Annotated in this window: 24 protein-coding genes, 1 pseudogene and 1 other annotated feature; of the genes and pseudogenes, 20 read left to right on the top strand and 5 right to left on the bottom strand. The window is 37.8% G+C overall.

The window, feature by feature from the left end; all coding sequences use genetic code 11:
- Positions 1-67: 67 nt before the first annotated feature.
- The 13 genes from BMSHG_RS12425 (at position 68) to BMSHG_RS12365 (ending at position 12,479) form a co-directional block, all read left to right on the top strand.
- Positions 68-1,333 carry a Zn-dependent hydrolase gene (locus BMSHG_RS12425; RefSeq protein WP_019154783.1) on the top strand — a complete coding sequence of 422 codons (1,266 nt, stop codon included), beginning with the start codon at positions 68-70 and terminating at the stop codon, positions 1,331-1,333.
- Complete coding sequence (locus BMSHG_RS12420) at positions 1,314-2,096, top strand: dihydroorotate dehydrogenase electron transfer subunit (protein ID WP_019154782.1); 783 nt, start codon at positions 1,314-1,316, stop codon at positions 2,094-2,096. The genes BMSHG_RS12425 and BMSHG_RS12420 overlap by 20 nt, the downstream gene beginning before the upstream one ends.
- Positions 2,093-3,016: a dihydroorotate dehydrogenase gene (locus BMSHG_RS12415; protein ID WP_019154781.1), complete on the top strand. Its 924-nt coding sequence runs from the start codon at positions 2,093-2,095 to the stop codon at positions 3,014-3,016. The genes BMSHG_RS12420 and BMSHG_RS12415 overlap by 4 nt, the downstream gene beginning before the upstream one ends.
- A gap of 68 nt (positions 3,017-3,084) precedes the next feature.
- On the top strand, positions 3,085-4,476 hold the full coding sequence (allB, locus tag BMSHG_RS12410; RefSeq protein ID WP_019154780.1) for an allantoinase AllB: 1,392 nt from the start codon (positions 3,085-3,087) through the stop codon (positions 4,474-4,476).
- Between the two features lie 395 nt (positions 4,477-4,871).
- Complete coding sequence (locus tag BMSHG_RS12405) at positions 4,872-5,789, top strand: ATP-binding cassette domain-containing protein (RefSeq protein WP_019154779.1); 918 nt, start codon at positions 4,872-4,874, stop codon at positions 5,787-5,789.
- Positions 5,782-6,561 (top strand): ABC transporter permease, encoded by a 780-nt coding sequence (locus BMSHG_RS12400; RefSeq protein WP_019154778.1) that lies wholly within the window; start codon positions 5,782-5,784, stop codon positions 6,559-6,561. Before BMSHG_RS12405 ends, BMSHG_RS12400 begins: the two co-directional genes overlap by 8 nt.
- Positions 6,562-6,571: 10 nt before the next feature.
- The gene (locus tag BMSHG_RS12395; protein ID WP_019154777.1) at positions 6,572-7,243 is read left to right on the top strand and encodes a response regulator transcription factor; all 672 of its coding nucleotides are present in this window, start codon (positions 6,572-6,574) and stop codon (positions 7,241-7,243) included.
- Positions 7,244-7,395: 152 nt separating this feature from the next.
- A complete protein-coding gene (locus BMSHG_RS12390; protein ID WP_235776368.1) occupies positions 7,396-8,175 on the top strand; it encodes a sensor histidine kinase in 780 nt (259 codons plus the stop codon).
- 848 nt (positions 8,176-9,023) lie between these two features.
- Positions 9,024-9,692, top strand: coding sequence for an HAD family hydrolase (locus BMSHG_RS12385; RefSeq protein WP_019154775.1), 669 nt, complete (start codon positions 9,024-9,026; stop codon positions 9,690-9,692).
- Between the two features lie 27 nt (positions 9,693-9,719).
- Positions 9,720-10,298: a histidine phosphatase family protein gene (locus BMSHG_RS12380; RefSeq protein ID WP_019154774.1), complete on the top strand. Its 579-nt coding sequence runs from the start codon at positions 9,720-9,722 to the stop codon at positions 10,296-10,298.
- 10 nt (positions 10,299-10,308) lie between these two features.
- Positions 10,309-11,052 (top strand): AAA family ATPase, encoded by a 744-nt coding sequence (locus BMSHG_RS12375; protein ID WP_026073440.1) that lies wholly within the window; start codon positions 10,309-10,311, stop codon positions 11,050-11,052.
- A 34-nt stretch (positions 11,053-11,086) separates the two neighbouring features.
- The gene (locus BMSHG_RS12370; RefSeq protein WP_026073439.1) at positions 11,087-11,635 is read left to right on the top strand and encodes an alpha/beta fold hydrolase; all 549 of its coding nucleotides are present in this window, start codon (positions 11,087-11,089) and stop codon (positions 11,633-11,635) included.
- A 370-nt stretch (positions 11,636-12,005) separates the two neighbouring features.
- Positions 12,006-12,479, top strand: a complete 474-nt coding sequence (locus BMSHG_RS12365) for a DinB family protein (protein WP_019154771.1) — start codon at positions 12,006-12,008, stop codon at positions 12,477-12,479.
- A gap of 529 nt (positions 12,480-13,008) precedes the next feature.
- Here BMSHG_RS12365 and BMSHG_RS12355 read toward each other — a convergent pair.
- Positions 13,009-14,058: a 2,3-butanediol dehydrogenase gene (locus BMSHG_RS12355; RefSeq protein WP_019154769.1), complete on the bottom strand. Its 1,050-nt coding sequence runs from the start codon at positions 14,056-14,058 to the stop codon at positions 13,009-13,011.
- 233 nt (positions 14,059-14,291) lie between these two features.
- Here BMSHG_RS12355 and BMSHG_RS28870 point away from each other — a divergent pair, with 233 nt between their 5' ends.
- Both BMSHG_RS28870 and BMSHG_RS26165 read left to right on the top strand, forming a co-directional pair.
- The gene (locus BMSHG_RS28870; RefSeq protein WP_019154768.1) at positions 14,292-14,441 is read left to right on the top strand and encodes a hypothetical protein; all 150 of its coding nucleotides are present in this window, start codon (positions 14,292-14,294) and stop codon (positions 14,439-14,441) included.
- A gap of 25 nt (positions 14,442-14,466) precedes the next feature.
- Positions 14,467-15,144: a prenyltransferase/squalene oxidase repeat-containing protein gene (locus BMSHG_RS26165; protein ID WP_019154767.1), complete on the top strand. Its 678-nt coding sequence runs from the start codon at positions 14,467-14,469 to the stop codon at positions 15,142-15,144.
- Here the strand turns inward: BMSHG_RS26165 and BMSHG_RS26160 are convergent.
- The gene (locus BMSHG_RS26160; protein ID WP_019154766.1) at positions 15,066-16,367 is read right to left on the bottom strand and encodes a dipeptidase; all 1,302 of its coding nucleotides are present in this window, start codon (positions 16,365-16,367) and stop codon (positions 15,066-15,068) included. The two genes, BMSHG_RS26165 and BMSHG_RS26160, sit on opposite strands and share 79 nt — an antisense overlap.
- Before the next feature lie 361 nt (positions 16,368-16,728).
- On the opposite strand from BMSHG_RS26160, the gene BMSHG_RS12335 reads away from it, so the two are divergent.
- The gene (locus BMSHG_RS12335; RefSeq protein WP_019154765.1) at positions 16,729-17,250 is read left to right on the top strand and encodes an RDD family protein; all 522 of its coding nucleotides are present in this window, start codon (positions 16,729-16,731) and stop codon (positions 17,248-17,250) included.
- Between the two features lie 10 nt (positions 17,251-17,260).
- On the opposite strand, the gene BMSHG_RS12330 is transcribed toward BMSHG_RS12335, so the two are convergent.
- Positions 17,261-18,349, bottom strand: coding sequence for a citrate synthase/methylcitrate synthase (locus tag BMSHG_RS12330; RefSeq protein ID WP_019154764.1), 1,089 nt, complete (start codon positions 18,347-18,349; stop codon positions 17,261-17,263).
- A 109-nt stretch (positions 18,350-18,458) separates the two neighbouring features.
- On the opposite strand from BMSHG_RS12330, the gene BMSHG_RS12325 reads away from it, so the two are divergent.
- Positions 18,459-19,337, top strand: a complete 879-nt coding sequence (locus BMSHG_RS12325; RefSeq protein ID WP_019154763.1) for a LysR family transcriptional regulator — start codon at positions 18,459-18,461, stop codon at positions 19,335-19,337.
- A 41-nt stretch (positions 19,338-19,378) separates the two neighbouring features.
- Here BMSHG_RS12325 and sspI read toward each other — a convergent pair whose 3' ends face one another.
- The gene (gene sspI, locus BMSHG_RS12320) at positions 19,379-19,585 is read right to left on the bottom strand and encodes a small acid-soluble spore protein SspI (RefSeq protein WP_019154762.1); all 207 of its coding nucleotides are present in this window, start codon (positions 19,583-19,585) and stop codon (positions 19,379-19,381) included.
- 370 nt (positions 19,586-19,955) lie between these two features.
- Between sspI and BMSHG_RS12315 the strand changes: the two genes are divergently transcribed.
- From BMSHG_RS12315 to pheT, 3 genes and pseudogenes are all read left to right on the top strand, one after another.
- Positions 19,956-20,705 carry a TrmH family RNA methyltransferase gene (locus BMSHG_RS12315; RefSeq protein WP_019154761.1) on the top strand — a complete coding sequence of 250 codons (750 nt, stop codon included), beginning with the start codon at positions 19,956-19,958 and terminating at the stop codon, positions 20,703-20,705.
- 53 nt (positions 20,706-20,758) lie between these two features.
- Positions 20,759-21,045: a binding site (T-box leader), on the top strand.
- Positions 21,046-21,121: 76 nt separating this feature from the next.
- Positions 21,122-22,155 (top strand): annotated as a pseudogene (pheS, locus tag BMSHG_RS26155) (phenylalanine--tRNA ligase subunit alpha).
- Between the two features lie 167 nt (positions 22,156-22,322).
- A complete protein-coding gene (gene pheT / locus BMSHG_RS12305; RefSeq protein ID WP_019154760.1) occupies positions 22,323-24,737 on the top strand; it encodes a phenylalanine--tRNA ligase subunit beta in 2,415 nt (804 codons plus the stop codon).
- A gap of 252 nt (positions 24,738-24,989) precedes the next feature.
- On the opposite strand, the gene rnhC is transcribed toward pheT, so the two are convergent.
- Positions 24,990-25,916, bottom strand: a complete 927-nt coding sequence (gene rnhC / locus BMSHG_RS12295) for a ribonuclease HIII (protein WP_019154758.1) — start codon at positions 25,914-25,916, stop codon at positions 24,990-24,992.
- Positions 25,917-26,011: the final 95 nt, after the last annotated feature.

Here is a 26,011-nt window from a genome sequence, read left to right as displayed (position 1 = left end):
AATGTATCCACAGTCAATTTATTGTATTTTAATGTATATGTTACTTTGCAATAAATGAGGTGTTTTAATGAATATGGAAAGAGTATTACAAACGTTGAAAACATTGAATGAATTTGGAGTGAGTGAGGATGGAATTTCAAGGTTGGCTTACTCATGTGAAGAGGAAAAAGCAAAATATTATCTTATAGAACAATGTACCGCCTTGGGGATGAAAACTAGGATTGATCCTGCTGGCAATGTGATTTCTCGGTTAGAAGGGGAGGATGATTCATTACCTGCTGTTGCGATTGGTTCACATCTGGACACCGTTTATAACGGAGGAAAATATGATGGAACTCTCGGTGTTGTGTGTGGTCTAGAAGTAATAAGAGCTTTCATGGAAGAAGGAATAAAAACTCGTCATTCTATCGAATTAATTGCCTTCGCTTGTGAAGAATCAGCAAGGTTTAATGTTTCCACAATAGGCAGTAAAGCTATGATTGGCGATATAAAGAAAGATATCTTTCGAATCAAAGATCGTGAGGGGATCACATTAAAAGAGGCTTTGAAGAGACAAAATCTTGACGAAAAAGAATTGGAAAAAGCGAATCGCATACAAAGTGAACTAAAGTCCTTTTTTGAACTTCATATAGAACAAGGGATGAAATTAATTGAAAATAAGAAAAATATAGGACTCGTGACAGGAATTGCGGCTCCACTAAGAATGGGGCTTAAAATTACCGGGAAAAGTTCCCACTCTGGAACAACGGGTATGAAAGAGCGACAGGATGCATTATTAGCGGCATCCGAGTTATCACTACTTATTGAAGCGGCTGCGTTAAAAGAAAGTGAGTATGAAACGGTAGGAACTGTTGGTACAATGGAAGTTTATCCAGGAGCGATAAATGTTATTCCCGGACTTGTAAAACTAAAGGTAGATATAAGAAGTTCAAATATTTCATCGAGAAACCGTGTCGTTCAAGCATTACAAAAAGGAATATCACAAATGAAAGATAACAGAGGTGTTTCCGTTCAAATTGAATGGATGATGGAAGAATCACCCGTTTTAATGGATAAAGAACTTTTGAAAAACAATGTGTTAATATGCGAAAGGTTAGGATTAGATTATATGTTTCTATCAAGTGGAGCAGGTCATGATTCTATGAATATGTCAAAAAGATGGCCCACTTCGTTAATATTTGTCCCATCAGTCCAAGGATTAAGTCATCATCCAGACGAATTTACAGAGTTAAATGATATCGAAAAGGGATTAAGTTTATTAATGGAAATGACTAAGGAACAAGCTATTGTTTTGATGAAAGGGGAAAAGCAACATGGAAACAAATCAAGTTAGAATCCTCTCGAACGTAAAAGTAAGTGATAGGTATTGGCATATGACAGTTGAAGCAGGTAAGTTAAATAGAAATGTTAAGCCTGGACAATTTTTTAATATTTTATGCAGTGATGGTGTTTATCCTTATTTGAGACGTCCATTAAGTGTTTTTCGGATCGATGCTCGTAATGAGAGACTTGAATTCTTATACCTTGTCAAAGGATTAGGTACGATGAAAATGACTGAACTAAAGCAGGATGGATATATCGATATAATGGGGCCACTTGGGAATGGATTTCAGGTGAAAAACGATGAGACTGAACTATTACTTCTTGCTAGAGGTGTTGGAATTGCTACATTAACTGCTCTAGCAGACGAGGCAATTAAGTTAAATAAAAGGGTCTTTGCTATAGTAAGTGCGAGATCTGAAAAAGATTTACTCGCAGCTAGTTATCTTTCAAGTATTGGAGTAAAAGTATACAAAGTAACAGATGAGGAAGGCTCAAGTAATCTAGATTATGTTGAAGGATTAATTAATAGATTACTAGTTGAGAACAATATCCGTTCAGTATACACATGTGGCTCAAGGAGATTGTCCCTCTTATTACAAAAAATAGCTAAAGAAGAAAGATTAAGAGGAGAAATCGCATTAGAAGAACATATGGGCTGTGCAATGGGCGTTTGTTTTGCCTGTGTTTGTCAAATCAATGAGGGGACAGAATTAAAAAGTGCACGAGTATGTGTCGAAGGACCAGTTTTTCCTTTAGAAAAGGTGGTCTTATGATTAGGGGTTCTTTCATAAATAAACGTGTTGATATCGGAGGGTTAGTATTAGAGAATCCCATCATGCCTGCTTCTGGAACATTCGGACCTGAAATGGAAAGTGTGATCGATTTTAATCTATTAGGTGCGATTGTTCCAAAAAGTATCACACTTGATCCGCGCTCTGGAAATAAGACTCCCCGTGTTTGTGAAACGGTGGCAGGGATGATCAATTCTATTGGAATTCAAAGTAAAGGAATCCAATATTATATGGATCATTATGTTCCTTTCTATTCAAAATTCACTCCCCCGTTAATTTCGAGTTTGTCGGCTGATTCAATAGATGAATTTGCTGAAATTGCACATATTGTAACGCAGAGTGATGATGTTGCTGCGATAGAGTTAAATATTTCATGTCCCAATTTAAAAGGTAATGGTCTTGCTTTTGGTATGGACCCAGAAGTGACTTTTAAACTAATCAAAGAAGTACGAGCGGTTACGCATAAGCCAATCATCGCAAAACTATCTCCAAATGTTACGAGCATTCAGGAAATTGCCTTAGCTGCAGAAGAGGCAGGAAGCAATAGTTTAAATGTGGCGAACACATTATTAGCTATGTCGATTGATGTTCATACAAGGAAGCCGAAGATTGGAAATGTTATGGGGGGATTATCAGGCCCAGCAATTAAACCAGTCATTATTAGAATGATTTACCAAGTCGCACAAGTAGTAAAGATTCCTATTATTGGTTGTGGAGGAGTTTCTTCGGGAGAAGATGCAATTGAAATGATGTTGGCTGGAGCTTCTGCTGTTCAAGTGGGGACTTCTAGCTTTATTCAACCGGATGCGATGCTTAGAATTCTAAATGAAATTGATTCGTATATGAATCAGCATGAAATGACAGATGTACGTGATTTAATAGGAAAAATTGAAATAGGGTAAACGGAGGAAGATACGCTGTATATAAACCTTCTATAAGAAACCAACTAATCAAGAAAAGAGCTGATACTATGAAATTTGATCTATTAATCAAAAATGGAATCATTGTTTCAGAAAAGAGTCTTTATAAAGGAAGTATCTATGTGAAAGATGGAAAAATTGAAGTCATTACGAGTGCTGAATTATCCGACGAAGCAATTGAAATAGTAAACGCTGAAGGTAAATATATTTTTCCTGGTTTTATTGACACCCATGTCCATTCTCGTGATCCAGGAGCCACCTATAAAGAGGATTTTTATCATTCAACTCAAGCAGCTGCTGCTGGAGGCGTTACGACTATTTTTGAAATGCCTAATACAAATCCGCCAATTAATAACGTAGCAAACTTGCAAAGACAGATTAAGAACTTAGAAAGTAAAGCATTTGTTAATTTTGGAATTTGGGCTATATGTCTTGGGAAACTGAATCTTGAGGAATTGACATCTTTGCATCAATCGGGAGTAATTGGATTTAAGTTCTTCTGGGGTTATGCCGTTCATTCACAGACTTTTCAATTAATGTATAACTATCATCCTGAGATGAAAGATGTGATTCCACCATTTTCTGACGGTGAGGTATTTGAGATGTTTCAGGAGGTGGCAAAGACAGGGCAAGTATTTGCTATCCATGCAGAAAATAGTGATTTGATTCAGTATTTAACTCAAAAGGTGTCTGTGGACCCAAATCGAAAAACGTACTTGGATCTCCTAGAGGGTAGACCCAATTTAGCGGAGGAATTAACGATACAAGCAGGGATCTCAATGGCTAAAAAGACTGGTGCAAGACTTCATGTATTACATGTCAGTACAGCAGAGGGCATTCAACATATTCGTCAAGCACAAAAGGAAGGTTATCCGATAACTGCGGAAACATGTCCACACTATTTATTTTTATCCGCTGAGGACTATGAAGAGATTGGCCCGAAAATGAAAGTATATCCCCCTGTGAAATTTAAGAAGGATCAAGAGGAACTATGGAACGCTTTACGTGATGGAACGATTTCATTAGTTTGCTCAGATCATGCACCACACACTGAAGAAGAAAAGGAAGGAGACTTATGGTCAATCCCTGCTGGAATGTGTGGGGTTGAATCACTGGTTCCCCTAATGATAAATGCAGTAAACGAAGAGAAAATTTCGATATTTGATTTGAGAAGATTACTTTCAGAAGGACCTGCAAAATTATTTGGACTTGAAAGCAAAGGAGAAATAAAAATTGGAGCTGACGCAGATATAACTATTGTGGATATGGACAAAAAGTCGATTATTAAAAGCCAAAACCTACATAGTAAAAGTAAGGTAACAGCATTTGATGGATTTAATATTAAAGGAATGCCAGTTCAGACCATTGTTGGTGGTAAAATCGTCATGAAAAATGGTGAAATAATTGGCAAGCCATCAGGTTCTTTTGTAACTCCAAATTAAGAAGAAAAAGTAGTTTTAAGCTCTATGGTAGAGAGTACAAAATAAAATATTTCGTTATGAAGTAAAATAAAATTGTTTAGAAAAAAACTGCGTTTTTATCATAAATCGCAGTTTTTTTATCGTTATATGTTGATTTTACTTGTATGTAGAATCAACCGCAAAATTGCTCTTATATTTGCTCCCTAAGCTTCCTTTACTTAAGAGGAGTGAAATTCGTTGCCTATGAATTTTCGTAACTATAAGAAAGTCAGTCAATAAATGATAACAGAGCTTTTTAAAAAATAGTTAAATGATTTAGCAGTCACTTCTTTATACTTTTTTTATACTTTTCTAGTCTATTTTTTTATACGTATTGTTTATCCTAAGTTTATCAAGTTCGAAAGGAAGAACATTTTATGACGAAGACAATTCTTAAAGCAACCAATGTTTCAAAAAAATATGGGAAACACAAAGCCCTCGATAAAGTGTCAATCGAAATTAAGCGGGGAATGATTTATGGTCTAATTGGCGAGAATGGTGCCGGGAAATCGACATTCATGCGAACTGTGATGGGATTAATCACAATCGATGAGGGTGAAATTGAACTGTTTGGGAAAACAGGTGCGAAGGGATTGCAACATGCAAGAAGAAAAATGGGCCAATCGATTGAAACGCCTGCCCTTTACCCAGAATTAACAGCTCGGGATAATCTCAGAGTACAAGCGGCAAACGGTGGTGTCAGTGAACGGGAGATTGATGACCTGCTTCGTTTAATGAGCTTAGAGCATACCGGAAAAAAGAAAGCGAAGAACTTTTCATTAGGAATGCGTCAACGCTTAGCGATCGCCTCAACACTTATTACTCATCCTGAATTTTTAATTTTAGACGAGCCAACAAATGGGCTTGACCCATCAGGGATTGTTGAAATGCGTGAAATCATTCATCGATTGGTATCTGAGAGGGGAATCACCGTGTTGCTTTCAAGTCATTTACTCGATGAGCTTTCACAAATCGCTACCCATTATGGCATTTTACATGATGGAAGACTTATTAAAGAGCTTTCAAGAGAAGAGCTCGCAAATGAAACGCGCCAATATATTGAATTAGAAACTACTGAGGTTCAAAAAGCCGTTGTCGTGCTAGATGAATTAGGGATTCGTGATTATGAAGTCATCAATGGGACTGACATCAACATTTATGAACGTTTAAATGATGTCTCTACGATCAATCGTTCTTTAATCTTAGCTGATGTGAACGTTTCACGAATTGGGACAACTCGACAAAAACTTGAAGAATATTTTTTACAATTAACAGGGGGAAACAAAAATGCTTAATCTTTTAACAGCGGAGAGGATTAAATTAATTCGCAGTAAAAAACTAATGATTGTACTTGGAATTTTAGTTTTGCTTCCTCTCATTCAAGCGGTGAATAGCAAAATGATTGTGAGTTATGGGACAGAGCTTATTCAGGCAAAAGACACCGTTATTAATGGGGCAACAGGCATTCTCATGATGGAGAAAAACGGTTTGACTGTGTTGCTTACGATGTGTGCATTTATTGGATTTTTCATTGGTGAAGAATTTCAAAATGGGACCATTCGCAATGCCTTGTCTTTAGGTCGTAGTCGCACTCATTATTATCTATCAAAATTGGTCATGGCTTCTCTACTTGCATTGGTTGGTGTAGTTGTCATGACAGTGATTGGTATGATCAGTTTTTCAATTGTTCTAGGCTTTGGGGAAGTGTCTGAAATAAGTCATTACGGCTGGTATGCGATGAAAACTTTTATCACCCTTTATATCTTGATTTTGGCCAATGTATCTATCTATGTGATGTTTAGCTTTATAACAAAAAACAGTGCAATTTCCCTTGTTTGGAGCTTCCTTTATACGATTGGAACAGGTTTTGGTGCAACAATTTTTCTAGAAACCGAGCATTTTAAACATGTGACATATTGGTTTACAGAATCATTTTTGTTCTATTCCGATTTCGCAAGTCCAATAGATGTGGCAAGATATCCTGAAATGATATTGGTTAGTATGATCACAATCGTGTTATCATCAACTATAGGAATTATTTTGTTTAAACGAACAGACATAAAGTAGGTTGGTAAAAATGACAACGGTATTAATCATTGAAGATGATATGGCCATTCATTCGCTCATGAAAGAAACATTAGAGTTGGAGAATTTAAATACATTAAGTGCATTCTCAGGGACAGAGGGAAGATTACTTTTCCAACAAAATCAAGTAGATTTAGTGCTCTTAGATTTAATGTTGCCGGGGATGAATGGAGAAGAATTTCTTCAGGAAATCCGGCAAAAATCCGGTGTACCTGTGATTGTCATTTCAGCTAAATCGGATCAAGACACGAAATTGGAGCTTTTGACAAATGGAGCAGATGATTACCTTACGAAGCCATTTGATGTGAAAGAACTTCTTGCACGAGTTCACATTCAATTGCGCCATGCTTCAAAAGTTTCTGTTAACGAGCAGAAAGAAATCCATTATAAAAATATTCGTATCGACATAGAGACCCGTGATGTATTCGTCAATGATCATACCGTCCATTTAACTGGTCGCGAGTACGCCATTCTCCTTCTTTTTCTTGAGCATCCGCAAAAAGTGTTAAGTCGAACAAATATATACGAGAGCGTTTGGAATGAACCTTATTTTGATAGTGATAAAACGATTAACATGCACATCAGCAATCTAAGAAATAAACTAAATTATGACGATACAAACTATATTAAAACGATTTGGGGCATTGGCTTCAAATTTGATTAGAAAGGAGCGTGGATGAAATGTGGGGATGGATATTTGTTTTCCTGGCATTTGCGCTTCTTTTTTATATGTACTTTTTGAGAAGAGAAATACGAAATTTGAAAGAAGAGATTAAAAGCCTTCCGACACGTGCGAGCTTTGGGGGGAGATTATCTTTGAATTTTCGTGAAAAGGCTTTGCTAGATTTAGTTGATGAATTGAATCAAATGATTGATGAGTTTGAAGCCAAAAATCTTCAAGCAAAACAAATGGAGGAGAATGTAAAGCTAACGATCGCTGGTCTTTCACATGATTTGCGGACGCCACTCACATCAATTAATGGGTATGTGCAACTCTTACATGGAAGCACGGATGATGCAAAGAGAGCACATTATTTATCGATTATTGAGCAGTCCGTAAAACGACTGATGGAAATGACTGAGCACTTCTATGACTTGGCTCGTATCGAAACGAATCAAAAAGAAATGGAGTTATCGTCGATTTCCTTATCTAAGTTAGTGGAAGAAATCTTTTTGACTTTTTATGAACAATTAGAGGAAAAGAAAATTGAACTTCAATTTCCCGAACAAAGTAGTGATACACAAATTATTGGAGACAAATTGATGCTAACTCGGGTGATCGAGAACATTGTTCAAAATATCCTTCGTTATGCAAAAAGTACAGCGATTATTAGCTATGAGAATGAGGAAAATCATCTCGTTTTTAGGATAAAAAATGACATCAAATCTGATAGTAAAATGGCTGTAGAAAAAGTATTTATGCGTTTTTATTCAGAGGTTGCGAGCAGAACCAACACGGAAGCGAGTGGACTAGGCTTATACTTGTCGAAAAAACTTATTGAAAAAATGAATGGGAAAATGGAAGCGGAACTGCATGATAATTGGTTTGTTCTTACAATCTATCTTCCGAAAAATAGGATTGAGAAAATGAATTAAATGCGACTGCTGAAATGGCAGTTGCATTTTTCTTGTGGAACGGCTTAAAACTTGTTTCGTAAACCTTTCATAAGACATACTTTTTTATAGAAAGGGCATAACCCATGTAACATGAAGGCTCCATGAGACAAACTTTTCTCAAGAAAGGGAGCAACTCATGTAACATGAAGGCTCCATGAGACAAACTTTTCTCAAGAAAGGGAGCAACTCATGTAACATGAAGGCTCCATGAGACAAACTTTTCTCAAGAAAGGGAGTAATTCATGTAACATGAAAGCTCCATGAGACAAACTTTTCTCAAGAAAGGGAGTAATTCATGTAACATGAAGGCTTCATGAGACAAACATTCCTCAAGAAAGGGAGTAACTTATGTAACATGAACGCCTGATGAGACAAACTTTCTTCAAGAAAGAGAGTAACTCGTGTAACATGAAAGCTCCATGAGACAAACATTCCTCAAGAAAGGGAGTAACTTATGTAACATGAAGGCTCCATGAGACAAAATTCCTCAAGAAAGGGAGTAATTCATGTAACATGAACGCCTGATGAGACAAACATTCCTCAAGAAAGGGAGTAACTCATGTATCATGAACGCCTGATGAGACAAACTTTCTTCAAGAAAGAGAGTAACTCGTGTAACATGAAAGCTCCATGAGACAAACTTTTCTCAAGAAAGAGAGCACTCATGTAACATGAAGGCTTCATGAGACAAACTTTCCAAAAGATATGATTAAGACTTGGTTTTATGGCCCTTCACAAGACATACTTTTCTTCTCTATTTGCAGGATTTAACACGAGTATTGGAGAAAAGGAAGGATTAGGAAATAAATGAGGGGATTGCATTCAAAATGATTAAAGCGGTTTTATTTGATTTAGATGGAACGCTATTGGATAGAGATGCCTCAGTCAAATGGTTCATCGAGGAGCAATATGAGAGATTAGACAAACAATTAGGACATGTTCCAAAGGAAAAGTATATTTCGAGATTTATTGAATTAGATAACCATGGGTATGTTTGGAAAGATAAAGTATATCAGCAACTAGTGAATGAGTTTCAGATTGAGGACCTAACGTGGGAGGAACTACTTGGGGATTATATTAGAGAATTTAAGAATTACTGTGTACCTTTTCCAAATTTAATAAGCATGTTGGAACAATTGAAGCAAAATAATCTAGTCCTTGGAATGATCACAAACGGATTTGGGCAATTTCAGATAGATAATATTAAGTCTTTGGGAATTGAGCCATATTTTGATACGATTTTAGTATCGGAATGGGAAGGAATGAAAAAGCCGAATCCTCAAATATTTATGAGAGCAATAGAAAAGCTTAATGTTTCACCTAGTGAATGTATATTTGTCGGAGATCATCCAGTAAATGATGTTAGAGCTGCCCAAGACGTTGGAATGCTAGGAATCTGGAAGAAAGGTATGCATTGGATCAATGCAAAAGGAGATTTCATATTGGCTGATTTGGGAGAGCTACCTTTAATGATGAAAAAGATTATAATAATCTAGATTTTGTAGCTATAAGGAGAGGATTTTATGACTGAGATATGTTTAGTTCGACACGGTGAAACTGATTGGAATGCAATAGGTAGACTGCAAGGAAGTACGGATATCCCTCTAAATAATAATGGAAAATACCAAGCCAGGGAATGTGGAGAATTTTTAGCTAAAGACAAGTGGGACTTAATCGTTACTAGTCCTTTAATGCGAGCAAGACAAACGGCAGAAATTATCAGTAATATCGTACGAATCCCTATGGTCGAAATGTCTGAATTTGTAGAACGACACTTTGGGGATGCTGAAGGAATGACTGTACAAGAAAGAACGACTACATTTCCTGATAAGAAATACATAAATGTAGAGGAATGGGAAGATTTAATTAGCAGAGTCACGATTGGATTAGAGAAAATCACTCAAAACTACAAATCTAAGAGAGTGATAGTTGTAGCACATGGGGCTGTGATTAATGCAATATTGGCGGAGTTGTCTAATGGTGAAGTAGGCTCTGAGAAAACTAGACTAGTCAATGCATGTATAAATAATATTGCCTTTTCCGAAGGGAAGTGGAATATAAAGGACTTCAATCAAGTTACTCACCTTTCGCAGTTTAGGTAGGTAGGGGGGAATGTATTTACGAAGTGTAAAAATAATGAAGGAAAGAATCCAAAAACCAAATAGTTATCCATTCTCGATACCGAGTTTGAAAAATACCGATACACTTGAGTTCAATAATCCAGTGACTTTTTTTGTGGGGGAAAATGGTTCTGGGAAATCGACCTTACTAGAGGCTATTTCTTATCAATGTGGTTTCAACAGTGCTGGTGGCGGACGGAATAATCAATATTCTGTTGATGCATCTACCTCTGATTTAGGGGATTATATTCGACTTTCCTGGTTTCCTAAAATCAATAAAGGTTTCTTTTTAAGAGCGGAAAGTTTTTATCATTTTGCTTCCTATCTAGATGAGTTAGCAGAGGAAGACCCTTTATTCCAGTATCAAGGATACGGTGGGAAATCACTACATGAACAATCGCATGGGGAGTCTTTTCTTTCCTTGTTCACAAATCGCTTTGGAGAGGGTGGGATCTACCTATTGGATGAACCGGAAGCAGCGTTATCTCCTGCTCGTCAATTATCCTTTCTAAGGGTCATCCATGAGCTAGTGACAAAGGATGAAGCACAATTCATTATCGCAACTCATTCGCCTATTTTACTTGGTTATCCAGATGCTCAAATCTATCATTTTGACGAATCTCCCATTCAGGAAATTTCGTACGAAGAAACGGAACATTACAGTCTAACCTTGAATTTCTTAACGAGACGGGAAAAGTTTTTGCATGAGTTGTTTCGAGATGATGAGGATGAATAGATGGAATTCAGGACTTTTTACAAGAAGATTGAAAATGAAGTCGACAGTCATATTTATTCATAGTGCTGGCCCACAAGGACCAAATCAAGGAAGCTCAAATTTGATCACCTATTTAAATAAAGAACTAATGCCAGACTACAGTTTTCGTTATCCTGACATGCCAACACCTGAGAATCCAAATTATGTAGAATGGAAGGTACGACTTGAGCAAGAACTAAAATCTCTTTCAGGTGATGTCATACTTATCGGTCATTCCTTAGGCGGATCTGTTCTTCTTAAATATTTATCGGAAAAAGCTTATAACATAAAGATATCTGGTTTGTTTATAGTTTCCGCTCCCTATTGGGGAATTGACGAAGACTGGCAACGTGCCGATTTCCATCTTCAAAATGATTTTGTAGCTAATCTTACTGAAATTCCTCAAATAATTCTATATCACAGTCTTGACGAGAAGATCGTCCATATTGCATATGCAAAAAAGCTGCTACAGGCTAATAAAAGAGAACTTAAAGGGGCGCAGCATTTATTCGAAAATGGATTGCCAGAGTTAATTAATGATATAAAAAGCTTACCCAGTAATTGAATCGAATTAGGAGAACAAAATGGAAAAAGTAAGTTTTCTAAGCCAAATTTATTGTGTGAGAAAGCTGAGAAGGCATTCTTATATCATAAAAAGAAAATTATTGAACAACTACCATTTGTAGATGTCCAGCATGTTTGAAGTATTGTGGTGCCAAAAAGTCTGACAAAAGGGGATTTAGATATACAAGTGCGTGTTGCACAGTGACATAACATCCCTCCTTATCATTAAATTCACCTAATTCATTCTAATTCATTCTAATTGATGCTATAAAGAACATCTTATTTGCAAGAAGAAGTTTTAACATTTAGACTAGAATAGGGACAATCGTGATGTTATTTTATCGAATATATGAGGAACGGGAGCTGGGAATATGTATAGAACAGTGAATGACTTTATAGTTGATTGGAATCATTCAGCGGGGGGCACACTTCGAGTTCTTGAATCATTGTCAGATGACAAATTAGGGCAAGCAATTGTGGAAGGGCATAGTACTCTTGGCTGGCTAGGCTGGCATCTAGCGACATGTCCTGTATTCTTCTTGAGCCTTGTAGGTGAAAAAATAGAATCTCCAGGTGACCCAAAAGTAGTGCCAACGAAGGCAACGGAAATTGTTAATGCTTATAAAAAAAGCGCTGAAGCTGTAAAACAAGCAATAGAAACAAATTTGACTGATGAAAAAATGCTTGAAACGGTGGAAAGTTTTGCAGGACCAACTCCACGAGGTGCCTTGTTAAGAGGACTTATTGACCATCAAACGCATCATCGTGGTCAAATGACCGTTCTACTTCGTCAAGCTGGTTTGCCAGTTCCAGGTGTAATGGGACCGACAAAAGAAGGGAATTAAAAAACGAATAATTGAGTCGATTTCAATATAAGATAAATTAAAAAACGAACATTTTTAATGTTTTTCATACTGATGTAACTTTATATTTTTTATGTTGTAGGAAAAGAAGGAATTTATAAATTCCCTCGATAAGTGTTCGTATAAACAGTATCGTTATGAAAAATAACAGGAAAAATTCCGCTTACTGAGCAACTATCATGAAAAAGAGCCGAAATAACAGGAAAATTTCCTGCTATTCCCTCAAAAAATGCCAAAATAAACGATTTTGCTCTCCATAAGCGGAAAATCTTCCGTTATTTCCCCTAAAAGGGACTCCATCGAGGAGATAACAGGAAAAATTCCGCTTAAGGGTTAGAGATGGTTGGATCGAATGAGACAAACGGGAAGCTACTACATTTTGTAGGAGCTTTTTTCTTATTTGAGAAGCACTATTATGAATCGTTCGTCATTATTGTAGTTAACTCTACACATCACAAAAAGACTAGATCAAAATATGACCCAGCCTCATTCGATAAAATCATGTATATCGTTAGTCTTGAGGAAGTTCAACTAAAATCTTAGATTGCGATTTATCTGTTGTTAGAATCTCAAGTCCTTCATCAACTAGATTATCTAGTTGGATTTTCTTTGTAATAACTGATTTCACATTCATTTTACCAGAAGAAATTAATTGAATAACTTCGGCGAAGATATGTCGGTAAGCGAGTGAAGCTGTTATTTTAGCCTCTTTAATTAGTACAGAATTAACATCCATTTCTATTGGACGTCCAAAGCCTGCGATAACCATTAACTCTCCACGTTTCTTTAACACATTTATGGCTGCAGTATAGGTTTGTTGAGCTCCTGCTGCTTCATAACTGACGTCGACTCCAGCACCTGTTTCAGCTAAAATGTGTGTAACAGGATCCTCATTACCTGAGTTAATGATGACGTCTGCTCCAACTTCTAGCGCCTTCTCTAACCGTTCCGGTGATAAATCGATCGCAAACACTTTACTTGCACCAGCAGCTTTAGCAGCAATAATGGTTAATTGGCCAATCGGACCAGCACCAAATACAGCAACCGTATCTCCAATCTTTAGACTACTAGATTTAACGGCCTGTACAGCTACTGCTGTCGGTTCCACTAAGGCACCTTCTTCTAGAGACATATGATCAGGCAACTTAAAAATTTTCTCCTCTTTAGCCACTGCATATTGAGCAAACCCACCATCTGCATTTAACCCTAAGAAGCCAAAGTCTTCTGATAGATTATAAAATCCTTTTTTAGCATAATAATTATTCTCGGAATGGATTAATGGTTCAACAGCAACACGATCTCCTACTTTGACAGAGGATACACCATCTCCTATTTCACTGACAACCCCAGCGAACTCATGGCCTAATACCAAAGGAACTTTCCGCCCTGAAACCGGATGAGGTTCAACAGAAATTCCCATGCCATGATTGTAAGCATGTAGATCGCTCCCGCAAATACCTGCCCAAGCAACTTTCACTTTTACGTGACCTGCTTGAACTTTTGGTTCATCCCAATCTTGAATTTTTACATCTTTCCCCCCATAAATAACCGCTGCTTTCATGTCTTCTTTCTCCTCCCTATTATCCAATATTTTTTATGTAACCGCTTTAATTATATTTGAACGGCGTGATTAAAAAAAGCCTCTATCCCAAATAGTTAAATTATAAACGATCATTTTGTTCCATTTTTTTGATATCTATTTAAAAAATAGGAATCCCTATTAAAAAAGGAAATCCATCCCTTTCTATCGAATTGAGAAGTAACCGATAGTGCTGTAAAAAGAAAGGAGTAGGGATGGATGAGAATAAAAAGCTGATGAATGATGCGGGCGATCATATGAATAAAATAGAAGGCAAATCTTGCTCGTATAGATTTGAAGATTGTATGGCAGGTTTCTTCTCTATTTCCATTATGTTAATCATGATATTAAATCTTTTTTCATGAGTTAAATAGTAGGAGGAATTAAACAGTGAAAAGATCAAAAGAGGTTTTCGAACAATCAGATGCATGGATTAAAAGAAACGCTCGTCCACTCGAGGCAGCGAGATGGGAATATCATTTCGAAAATGGCTCGAAGGAAAACGTGATCAAGTACTTATCGGCATTTCAAAATAATGATGGTGGATTTGGTCATGGAATTGAACCGGATTTTTGGTTACCTCATTCATCACCAATGGCGACATGGGCAGCGGGGCAAATCCTTATGGAAATAGATGTGGATAAAGATGAAGCAATCGTTAAATCGATGATTGATTATTTGGTCAATACAAATCAACGAGAAACTGGAATATGGTTCGCTACCGTACCTGAGACGAATGAATATCCACATGCACCTTGGTGGCATTGGACAGAGGGAGTGCAGGAGAATTGGATGTTCAATCCAGGTGCAGAATTAGCTGGATTCCTCATTCACTGGTCCTTTGAAGAGAGTGAAGCTTCTCAAATAGGATGGTCAGCTGTTGAAAAAGCAATCAATCGTTTAATGAATGCTTCTAAAATGGATAAACATGAGATTAATAATTTTCAAAGGTTATTAAAAGTGTTGAATTCGCACGAGGCAAGATTTGCTCAAAGACTTCCATATTCATGGAAGTTTTCAGTAGGTAGTCCGAAACCCATGAGTACGATCGGAGCATGGAGAACCTGATCTAAGGTTGCAATGATTGGCAATGATCCACCACCTCGTGTAAAGGAAGTAGGAACTTTATAGATGGCTTCAAAAGAGCGACTTGCTGCTTGGATAGCAGGATGATCGAATGGAGTAACATAAGGTGCCCCTTTATCAAATGGTGTCACGGTCACTTCAACGCCGACTGGTTTATTTTTTTCAATATGTCGTTTGAGTTGGTCAATGATAATATCTGGATCCTGGTTCGGTACAAGTCGACAGGTAATTTTGGCATGTGCCTCTGATGGAATAACCGTTTTAATCCCATCACCCTGGAAGCCACCATAAATTCCGTTAATATCTAATGTGGGGCGGACCCATGTCCGTTCCAGATAGCTAAAGCCTTTTTCTCCATATAGCGCAGGAACACCTAGCTCTTGACGCTGTTTTTCCTCATCAAAATTGAGTTCCTCGTAAGCTTTCTTTTCCTCATTCGTTAATGGAAGTACTTGATCATAGAATCCATCAACCGTCACTTTCCCGTCTTCACTATGGAAAGAATCTAATAATTGAACAAGTGCATTTATGGGATTATGTACACCGCCACCATATAGACCAGAATGAAGGTCACTATTAGAACCCTTCAGGTCGATTTGCAGACCGGCTAGTCCTCTAACCCCATAACAAATTGTAGGTTTTCCTCGTTCATTCATGCTTGTATCTGAGATGACAATGACATCTGCAGCAAGTAGTTCTTCCCTCTCCTCAACAAAAGCAGGAAGATTGGGGCTGCCAACTTCTTCTTCCCCCTCAATGCAAAATTTGAAGTTGAGCGGCAAGGTGCCTTCTGTCTTTAAAATGGCTTCCAATGCTTTAAGGTGCATGAAAGTTTGACCTTTGTCATCACTGGCTCCACGTGCGAAAATTTTTTCGTCACGAATCTCTGGTTCAAATGGAGGGCTGTCCCATAAATCAAGAGGATCAACGGGCTGAACATCATAATGTCCATAAATCAAGACAGTCGGCTTTCCTTCGGCATGAAGCCAATCTCCATATACAACAGGGTGTCCCTTCGTAGCATGTATTTCTACATTTTCCATTCCAATCTTCTTAAGTGCTTCAGCAACCCAATTTGCAGTTCTGCTTACATCTTCCTTGTGGTCAGGTAGTGCGCTAATACTTGGAATAGATAAAAAATCAAAAAGCTCCATTAACTGTGAATTTCGGTTTTTTTTCAGATAGGATTGGATGTTCTCGTTCAAAATCTTTCCTCCCATACAATGTTTTCTCACTTTAGAATACCGAAAATTTTATAATTCGTATATGAATTAATGCAATAATTTGAATATTTCTCATAGACAATTGATTAGTAAATTTATATACAATTTTTGAATTAATATCTGAAATGATATTTTATGATTATGTTTTATGTGTTAACGTTAATGAAAATAGTATAGATTATTCAGAAAAATATTCATTGAATAATAGAAACGTTGCCAAAAGCTTACCTTCATGTAAAAACTTCATTTAAGCATGGGAGCATGAAAGCTACCCTAAAGGAATTTTATGAAAGTGAATTATTACTACTGTAGTGAAATGTGTTTTGAAAGGTGGTTTCTTGATATGCAGGCAACATTTCTTCTTCGTTTTAAAGCATTTATGTTAGATTACATGCTTATTTTAGGTTATTTAATAATACTTTTTATCGTAAATGTATTTATTTTTCCATCCTTGCAAGAGTTCTTCAAAGGTTCATTAATTGTGGCTCAGTTCACCGGTTTTTTAATGGTGACATTACCAGTATCGCTCTATTTTATTATTAGTGATTCTGTCCTTTGTGGGCAGTCCTTTGGGAAAAAGAAAATAGGAATAAGAGTGCTCGGGGAAAATGGAGCAACTCTCTCTATTTTTCAACTAACTTTCCGTACTGTATTGAAGTTCATACCTTGGGAATTATCTCATTTTCTTGTTTATAGACTTGTTAATATAGGTGATGGAGTGGTGCCAATAAGATACTACTTCATTGGAGGACTCATTTATGCACTCATGTTTTCCTATATTTTGACCGCTATTTTTACAAAGAAGAAACAAGCTTTATACGATATGTTTGCCAAAACTCAAGTAGTAAAAGTTACTTCACATTGATCAAAAGCTTTTAATAATGGTTTCCCACATATTTCGATTCTGGTCTGTAAATGGTGTTGTCGCTAGCCTGTTCTAATATATGTGCAGTCCATCCGACCATTCGACTTGCGGTAAATGTTGGAGTAAAGAGCATGGGATCTAATTGAATTGCCTTCATGATCGCTGCGGCGTAGAACTCCACATTTGTATACAATGAACGGCCTGGTTTGTATTCTTTTAACAAGTCAATAGCGATATTTTCGACATGCATGGCTAAATCTAACCACTCATCTTGCCCACCGAGATGTGTTAACTTAGATTTTAAGGCAACAGCACGTGGATCATGGGTTTTGTAAACTCGGTGACCGAAGCCCATCAATTTTTCACCTTTTTCAAGCTTATCTCGAATCACTTTTTCAGCATCGTTCGTGTATGAAATTTCGTCGAGTAAGTGTAACACGCCAGAAGGGGCACCACCATGAAGAGGACCCTTCATCGTTCCGATAGCAGAAGTAACCGCCGATACGATATCAGATTCACTGGAAATAGTGACGCGAGCAGAGAAGGTAGAAGCGTTCATGCCATGTTCTACAGTTAAAATCATGTAGCTTTCCAATGCTTGAACATGAGCAGGAAGTGGAATTTCACCAGTCAACATATAGAGATAATTTCCAACATAATTTAAATCTTCACGTGGGGTAACATCTTCTTTTCCTTCTAAAGCTCTTTTACGAAAGGCGATGATACTGGGAGTGAGCGCCGTTAATTTAATTGCCTGTGCAATGGTAGGTGGAAAATGATAGTTTCCGTAACCACCTTCTGCAGAAATCACCGTTCGAATCACACTCATTAAGTCCATGGAAGGCGGCAATATCGTGATAATCTTTTTTAAATCATCAGATAAGACGCGATTATGATTTAAGGCGTCCTTTAATGATAAAAGTTGCTCCTTATTTGGAAAATGTCCGTACCAAAGTAGATAGGCTATCTCTTCGAATGCATAATGCTCTGTTAGTTTTTGAATATCATAGCCTCGATAAATGAGGTGTCCAAGTTCCCCATCCACATGCGATAAACTCGTTTCAGCAGCAACAATCCCTTTCAATCCTTTATGATTCATTGTGAATTTCCCCTTTCCCTCTTTAAATTTATTTTATAAAATAAATAATATTAAGAAAATTAAATAATCATAAACGAATTGATTATGATTTTTAATAAGGTGGGGGAGTATGGATTTTCAATGGATCAACACGTTTGTGACAGCAGCGCAATGCGGGAATTTTCGGAGGGCAGCTGAACTGCTGTATATTTCTCAACCTTCCGTTACCGTTCATATTCAACAACTAGAGAAACAATTAGGAGTCCAATTGTTTGAAAGGGAAGGAAAAAAAGTAAAACTTACCGAAGCGGGGAGAAGCTACTATATCCATGCACAAGAATTGTTATCCTTTTATGAAAAAGGTTTGGAGGATCTTGCCGCCATTAATCAGGGGTATAAAACGAAACTGTCTCTCGGTATCTCTCCTTTAATAGCAGATACGATTTTGCCATTTGTGATAAAGAGCTATACGAATAAACATCCAAATGTGGAAATAGAGATTAAAATTCTCGACTCAATTCACATTGAAGATGCCATTATCAAGGAGGAAGTCGATCTAGGCTTATCCTGTATAAATTGTGCAAATTCTAGTTTGTTGAGCGAACTTTTGTATAAAGATCGCATTCTGTTTGTGGTTCCGCACGATGGTGGAGATGCGGAAACGTCCCCACCGCTCGATGAGGAAGAATTACTATCAAAGTACTATCTATTTACCCACAATCATCCAGGATATTGGGATGATTTAATCAAAATGATAAAGAGCAAATATCCGAGTATAAAAATGATGAAAGTCTCACAGACGTATATAACAAAAAGATTCATCACAGAAGGTTTGGGAATTTCCTTTTTACCAGCATCTTCGGTCCGGAGAGAACTGTTAGAAGGGAGATTGTTAGAGGTGTATCATCATTCCTTCAATCTACCTGAGGCACATATTTATGCGATCATGAAATATAGACACTCAGAGCAGCAAGAATTTCTTGAATTTCTCTCTCATTACCGGATATAAGAAAATCCATCGGCGGGGATAACCTCCGATGGATTATAGGTCTATTTTAACCCTGATTCAAGCGTTTCAAGCATTTCTTGTCTTTCATCTTCTGAGGCATGGTTCCAAATGATTTCAAAAAGAACACCGAGTCCTGGAAGCATTTTTTCTTCTCCGTTTTGAATAGCGTCGACAATCGTATCCCGTAACTCATCCTGAGAGTTGCCAGACACATTGTGTATGATGGCATTGCGTAAATTTAAATCCATACGTGCACACTCCTTCTAAAATGACTTCCTTTATATATTTTCTATTTTGAAATGAAATATGTATAAGTTATTAAATTTGTTCACAATTGAGTATCAAGGCATTTATAGGCTATAATGAGGGAACTTATTGCTACTTTGTTTCCGTAATGATTTTGTTTTATCGTAAATGTCCACATTTTTTTCTTTTGAAAAAATCTAAAGCCGACATTTACACTTTAAATAAGGTTCAGTTGCACACAATATTTTTGCTCGGCACTTTTCGCTTACGAGAGTATAGTTTCTGGGTAAATAGGGCTTTATTATCCATACAACCGTTCAATAGCAATATTGATTGCGAAAAGAGCCTAATGCTAAAAGGAGATTTATTCCGTTGAAATATATACAGTCTGCTCAAAATCCACAAGTTAAGCAATGGAAAAAGCTTTTAACGAAAAAAGAACGTGATAAGACAGGGACTTTTTTAGTTGAAGGATTTCATCTTGTTGAAGAAGCGATTAAAGCTGATGTCGCACGAGAGATGATTGTTAGTGAGGGGATTGAACTCCCACCGCATTTGGATTACGGTGCTATACTCATAACGACAGTCACGACTGAAATCTTTCGAGAGCTCAGTGATACCGAAACTCCCCAGGGGGTACTAGCGGTTTGTGAGGCACCGAAAAAAGAAGTACAGCCTGAAGGAAAACAATTTTTATTCATTGATGCTGTTCAAGATCCAGGGAATTTAGGGACAATGATTCGCACTGCGGATGCCGCCGGAATGGATGGGGTTATTGTCGGGCATGGGAGTGTCGATATTTATAACCCGAAGGTCATTCGTTCAGGACAAGGAAGTCATTTTCATTTACCTGTAGTGAGAGGCTCTCTGAAAGATTGGATGGAGAAGTTATCTGCTGATAATATTCCTACCTATGGCACATCTTTAGAAAATGGCCATATATATACGGAAATAAGTCCTTCTGAGTCATTTGCCCTTCTCGTCGGAAATGAAGGTAGTGGGGTCAATCAAGAACTATTACAAATGACGGCTAAGAATTTGTACATTCCGATCTATGGGAAAAGCGAGTCACTAAATGTGGCTGTTGCAGCAGGGATTCTTTTATATTATTTGAAAGGTTGAATCCTAAGCTTGTATGTACTATAATTAACAGCGATATTATTTTTTACATAAAATAAAAAACATTGACGGAGAAAAGTAGCTTACCACTTCTATTGAGGGAGAAAATGCCTAAGACTGAAAGCATTTTTATAGAAAAAGTAAGTGAAGTTCACCTCCTGAGTTGGCATCGGGACCAAGAAATGCAAATTTTAGCTATCTAAAGCTGTCTAGCTTCAGCGGCTAGCCGCTTCCGCATTTCATGTAAAGATGCATCGGCCTAAAAAGCCGTTATCGTAATGAAGTGAGCCATTTTAACATGGCTAATTAGGGTGGTACCGCGATTATAAACCTCGTCCCTTTCTAGGGATAGAGGTTTTTTGTTTTTTCTAGGAAAAAACAGGCTGACGAAATTAATGAAAAATCAAGGAGGATTTCTTATGCAAGAGCGATTAAAGGAATTGCAGCAGGAAGCATTGCAAGCTGTTGATCATGCTACTGACTTAAAAGAATTGAATGATATTCGTGTTTCCTATTTAGGAAAAAAGGACCGATTACCGAAGTTTTAAAAGGAATGGGGAAGCTTTCTGCAGAAGAGCGTCCAAAAATGGGAGCACTCGCAAATGAAGTGCGTGATAGTATTTCTGCAAAAATTGAAGAAAAGCAAAAAACATTAGAAGAAGCGGCCGTTTTAGCACAGCTAGCTTCAGAGACAATCGATGTAACCCTCCCAGGAAGACCTATTCAAACAGGAAATCATCATCCACTTACACGAATTGTGGAAGAGATTGAAGACTTATTTATCGGAATGGGCTATACGGTTGCAGAAGGACCAGAAGTTGAAAAGGATTACTATAACTTTGAAGCATTAAACTTACCAAAAAGTCATCCTGCCCGTGATGCACAGGATTCCTTCTACATTACAGAAGATGTATTGCTTCGTACGCAGACATCTCCAGTTCAAGCAAGAACGATGGAGAAGCATGATGGCAAAGGACCAGTAAAAATTATTTGTCCTGGTAAAGTATACAGACGTGATAGCGACGATGCGACCCATTCTCACCAATTCATGCAAATTGAAGGTCTAGTAGTAGCTGAAAATATTCGCATGAGTGACTTAAAAGGGACACTTGAATTATTTGCGAAAAAATTATTTGGGGAAGACCGTGAAATTCGATTACGTCCAAGCTTCTTCCCATTTACTGAGCCTTCCGTAGAAGTGGATGTATCTTGCTTTAAATGCGGTGGCCATGGATGTAATATTTGTAAACAAACTGGCTGGATTGAAGTATTAGGCTCAGGAATGGTTCACCCGAATGTTCTTGAAATGTCTGGATTCGACTCGAAGAAATACTCAGGATTTGCTTTCGGAATGGGTGTAGAACGTATTGCGATGCTGAAATACGGAATTGATGATATCCGTCATTTTTACACAAACGACACTCGTTTCTTAAAGCAATTCAAACTCAACTAATTTAAAATGGCTCACTTATCACAAACAGCGATTTTTAGATGCCTATTCATATTAAAATTTCTTATGTAAATAGGTACTTAGCAAATCAAGTTATTATTGTCGCTTTTTGGTGTGTTTCAAAGGTTGAGCGATTTATTAGGTAAAGGAATAATAAGGGGGACTTTGATATGTATGTTTCATATAAATGGCTACAGGAATATGTAGATTTATCAGGAATTACACCTGATGAGCTAGCAGAGAAAATCACACGCAGCGGGATTGAAGTTGAAGGCGTCGAGGTATTGAATGAAGGACTAAAAGGTGTCGTGATCGGCCATGTCGTTGAGCGTGAACAACATCCTAATGCAGATAAGTTAAATAAATGCTTAGTCGACATCGGAGAAGAAAATCCGGTTCAAATTATTTGCGGTGCTCCAAATGTTGATAAGGGGCAGAAGGTTGCCGTTGCTACAGTAGGAGCTGTTCTTCCTGGTAACTTCAAAATCAAAAAAGCAAAGCTTCGTGGTGAAGAATCCAATGGCATGATCTGTTCCCTTTCTGAATTAGGAATTGAAGGGAAGTTAGTCGCTAAGGAATTTTCTGAAGGAATCTTCGTATTTCCAAATGATGTAACAGTTGGCGAAGACGCACTTGTAGAATTACAACGTGATGACCAAATTTTAGAGCTAGGCTTAACAGCCAATCGCGGAGATTGCTTAAGTATGCTTGGAGTGGCTTATGAAGTAGCGGCTATTTTAAACCGTGAAGTGAAGCTTCCAAATCCAACAGTAAAGACCATTTCTGAAAAAGCAACCGATTATATCTCCATTAAAGTTGAGGCAAAAGAAGATAACCCATTATATGTGGCGAAAGTGATTAAGAACGTGAAAGTAGCACCATCTCCATTATGGATGCAGGGAAGATTAATGGCTGCTGGCATTCGTCCACATAACAATGTTGTCGACATTACGAACTATATTCTTCTTGAGTATGGTCAACCACTCCATGCCTTTGATTACGATCGTCTTGGTTCAAAGGAAATTCTTGTGCGTCGTGCGAATACTGGTGAAAAAATGGTTACGCTTGATGATGCAGAAAGAACATTAACGGCAGATCATCTTGTCATTACAAACGGCAACGAACCAGTTGCTCTTGCTGGAGTGATGGGTGGTGCCAATTCAGAAGTTCAAGCTGATACGACAACGGTGTTGCTGGAATCTGCCTATTTCAAAGGCGAAACGGTACGTAAAGCATCAAAGGATCACGGCTTAAGAAGTGAAGCAAGCTCTCGCTTTGAAAAAGGGGTAGACCCAGAACGCGTGCGTGCAGCAGCAGAAAGAGCTGTTGAGCTACTAGCATTAAATGCGAGCGGAGAAGTATTACAAGGGGAAGCGGTTGTGGATACGCTTGAAGTTGAGCCAGCAGTTATCTCGATTACGTTAGAAAAAATTAATCGTGTCCTTGGAACAGCTATTACGGTTCAAGAGGTTGAGAGCATCTTTACTCGCCTTCAATTTGAAACAAGTGTCGATAACGACATCATGACGGTAACTGTTCCAACTCGCCGTGGTGATATAACAATTGAAGAAGATTTAATTGAAGAAGTGGCTCGCTTATATGGCTATGATCAGATTCCTTCAACATTGCCAATCGGGTCTGCAACGCCTGGACATTTAACGACGTATCAGCAAAAGAGACGTGCAGTTCGTCATTATTTAGAAGGAGCAGGACTCTATCAAGCAGTAACGTATTCATTAACAAGTGTTGGGAAATCGACTCAATTTGCTCTTGAAACACGTGAACCAATTAAGCTTGCGATGCCGATGAGCGAGGAGCGCAGTCATCTTCGTTTAAGCATTATTCCGCAATTATTAGAGGTTGTAAAGTACAATGTTGCTCGTCAAAATGATCGCGTTGCTCTTTACGAAGCAGGACCTGTTTTCTTAGCCAATGGATCTGATGAGCTTCCTAATGAAAAGGAGCGTCTAGCTGGTGCGATTACGGGACTTTGGGAACAGCATCAATGGCAAGGTGAAAAGAAGGAAGTCGATTTCTATGTAATAAAAGGAATATTAGAAGGTTTATTTGAAAAGTTGGGCCTGGAGCAGAAAATCGAATATCGCCAAGCGGTGGTTGAGGGGATGCATCCTGGGAGAACAGCTGAAGTTTACTTAGCTGGTGAATCAATTGGTTTCGTTGGTCAAGTCCATCCAACTGTTCAAAAGGACCTTGATTTAAAAGAAACATATGTATTTGAACTTTGTTTAGAAGCGATTTTAACAGAAGCAGTCGCTCCATTACAGTATCAATCGATCCCTCGTTATCCTTCGATTACAAGAGATATTGCCCTTGTGGTTGATAAGGAAAAGGTAGCTGGTGAATTAGAAAGCATCATCGTTGAAGCTGGTGGTAAACTGTTGAAGGATGTTCATGTCTTTGACTTATATGAAGGTGAACATATGGAATCAGGCAAGAAATCAATTGCCTTCTCTTTAAAATACTTCGACCCTGAGAAAACATTAACAGACGAAGATGTGACAAAAGTCCATGAAAAAGTATTAACAGCAGTGAAAGAAAAAGCTGGAGCCGTGTTAAGAGGATAATAAAAAGGGGGAGCATGCTCCCCCTTTTTTTTATGAAAGGCGAAGTTCCGGAAATATTGCTGTTTTTCCGGAATAAATGTGATTTTTACGGAATTATCACAAAAAGTTCCGGAATAAATGTGATTTTTCCGGAATTATCACAAAAAGTTCCGGAATTAATGTTGTTTTTCCGAAAATTATCACAAAAAGTTCCGGAATAAATACGATTTTTCCAGAATACCTCTGATTCACCAGTAACGAGGAGCAAAGGTCCTATCTTCGAACGATGTTTAAGGCTTTACCTGTATTGGCAAAATGTAATTTCACGAACTTTGGTAACACATTTTCCCCTTTTTCTTTGATCAACCTAGCAGCGGCTTTGTCAACAGCAGGCCCTGCCCCTTTTGGAATCGTAAATCCTGCCTCCTTGGATAGGTTCGCAAAATGTTTAACAAAGGCATAACGGGCAATTATCGAAGCGGCAGCAACAGCTAGGTGTACTCCTTCAGCTTTGGTGCTAAAGTATACATCATCCTTGTGCACGACAGACTGGCCTTTTAAGTATTGATAATATACTTCCTTTTTTGCAAATTCATCAATCAGGATAGCCTCGGGCTTATCAGGAGCGATCTTTTCAAGGACATGGCCGATAGCTTGATTATGTAATAACGCCTTGATTTTTCCTTGAGACATTCCTTTTTGCTGTAATTGATTGTACTTTTCATTGTGCAATGTTAAGAGACTGAAAGGGATAATTTCTTTAATTTGTTTCGCAATTTCTGAAATCGCATCATCCTTCAAATTTTTCGAATCTTTCACCCCCAATTCCTTCAACAACGGGATTTGTTCCTTCTGCACAAAAGCAGCTACAACCGTAATCGGGCCAAAATAATCTCCTGTACCAACCTCATCTGAGCCAACTACTGATAGGGTTGCAAAATTGGCAGGAAGTGTTCCACTTGAAGATTTCGGTTTTGCGGCCTCGCGTTTTGCTACTGGTTCTCCCCATTTGTTTGCTTCACTTTGGCAGTTCCCACCTTGAAAAAGAACTTTCCCAGACTTATAGGCAGTAATCGTACATTGAGGAGTTTTGGCACAAAAAATACTCCCGGGTGGATTCGAGTTCGTTAGTTGCTTTTCATAGTGCTTCTTCATCTTTTCAATTTCGCTTGTTGTTAACTTTAGAACGACCTGACTCATATGATTTTCTCCAATCTATAGTATTATCTCTTAATCTGAAATTTCTCCCTGTTATCATAACCACCAAAATACGCTATGTTTAGACATACTTAGAC

The sequence above is a fragment of the Robertmurraya massiliosenegalensis JC6 genome (assembly GCF_000311725.1).
Classification (GTDB): domain Bacteria; phylum Bacillota; class Bacilli; order Bacillales; family Cytobacillaceae; genus Robertmurraya; species Robertmurraya massiliosenegalensis.
The sequence above is the reverse complement of the archived record's forward strand: the minus strand, read 5'-3'. Positions and strand labels throughout refer to the sequence as shown.

Coding starts and splice junctions, on each gene's coding strand:
- BMSHG_RS12425 (WP_019154783.1), top strand. CDS start 68: ATGAATATGGAAAGAGTATTACAAACGTTGAAAACATTGAATGAATTT.
- BMSHG_RS12420 (WP_019154782.1), top strand. CDS start 1,314: ATGGAAACAAATCAAGTTAGAATCCTCTCGAACGTAAAAGTAAGTGAT.
- BMSHG_RS12415 (WP_019154781.1), top strand. CDS start 2,093: ATGATTAGGGGTTCTTTCATAAATAAACGTGTTGATATCGGAGGGTTA.
- allB (WP_019154780.1), top strand. CDS start 3,085: ATGAAATTTGATCTATTAATCAAAAATGGAATCATTGTTTCAGAAAAG.
- BMSHG_RS12405 (WP_019154779.1), top strand. CDS start 4,872: ATGACGAAGACAATTCTTAAAGCAACCAATGTTTCAAAAAAATATGGG.
- BMSHG_RS12400 (WP_019154778.1), top strand. CDS start 5,782: ATGCTTAATCTTTTAACAGCGGAGAGGATTAAATTAATTCGCAGTAAA.
- BMSHG_RS12395 (WP_019154777.1), top strand. CDS start 6,572: ATGACAACGGTATTAATCATTGAAGATGATATGGCCATTCATTCGCTC.
- BMSHG_RS12385 (WP_019154775.1), top strand. CDS start 9,024: ATGATTAAAGCGGTTTTATTTGATTTAGATGGAACGCTATTGGATAGA.
- BMSHG_RS12380 (WP_019154774.1), top strand. CDS start 9,720: ATGACTGAGATATGTTTAGTTCGACACGGTGAAACTGATTGGAATGCA.
- BMSHG_RS12375 (WP_026073440.1), top strand. CDS start 10,309: ATGTATTTACGAAGTGTAAAAATAATGAAGGAAAGAATCCAAAAACCA.
- BMSHG_RS12370 (WP_026073439.1), top strand. CDS start 11,087: ATGAAGTCGACAGTCATATTTATTCATAGTGCTGGCCCACAAGGACCA.
- BMSHG_RS12365 (WP_019154771.1), top strand. CDS start 12,006: ATGTATAGAACAGTGAATGACTTTATAGTTGATTGGAATCATTCAGCG.
- BMSHG_RS12355 (WP_019154769.1), bottom strand. CDS start 14,058: ATGAAAGCAGCGGTTATTTATGGGGGGAAAGATGTAAAAATTCAAGAT.
- BMSHG_RS28870 (WP_019154768.1), top strand. CDS start 14,292: ATGGATGAGAATAAAAAGCTGATGAATGATGCGGGCGATCATATGAAT.
- BMSHG_RS12335 (WP_019154765.1), top strand. CDS start 16,729: ATGCAGGCAACATTTCTTCTTCGTTTTAAAGCATTTATGTTAGATTAC.
- BMSHG_RS12330 (WP_019154764.1), bottom strand. CDS start 18,349: ATGAATCATAAAGGATTGAAAGGGATTGTTGCTGCTGAAACGAGTTTA.
- BMSHG_RS12325 (WP_019154763.1), top strand. CDS start 18,459: ATGGATTTTCAATGGATCAACACGTTTGTGACAGCAGCGCAATGCGGG.
- sspI (WP_019154762.1), bottom strand. CDS start 19,585: ATGGATTTAAATTTACGCAATGCCATCATACACAATGTGTCTGGCAAC.
- pheT (WP_019154760.1), top strand. CDS start 22,323: ATGTATGTTTCATATAAATGGCTACAGGAATATGTAGATTTATCAGGA.
- rnhC (WP_019154758.1), bottom strand. CDS start 25,916: ATGAGTCAGGTCGTTCTAAAGTTAACAACAAGCGAAATTGAAAAGATG.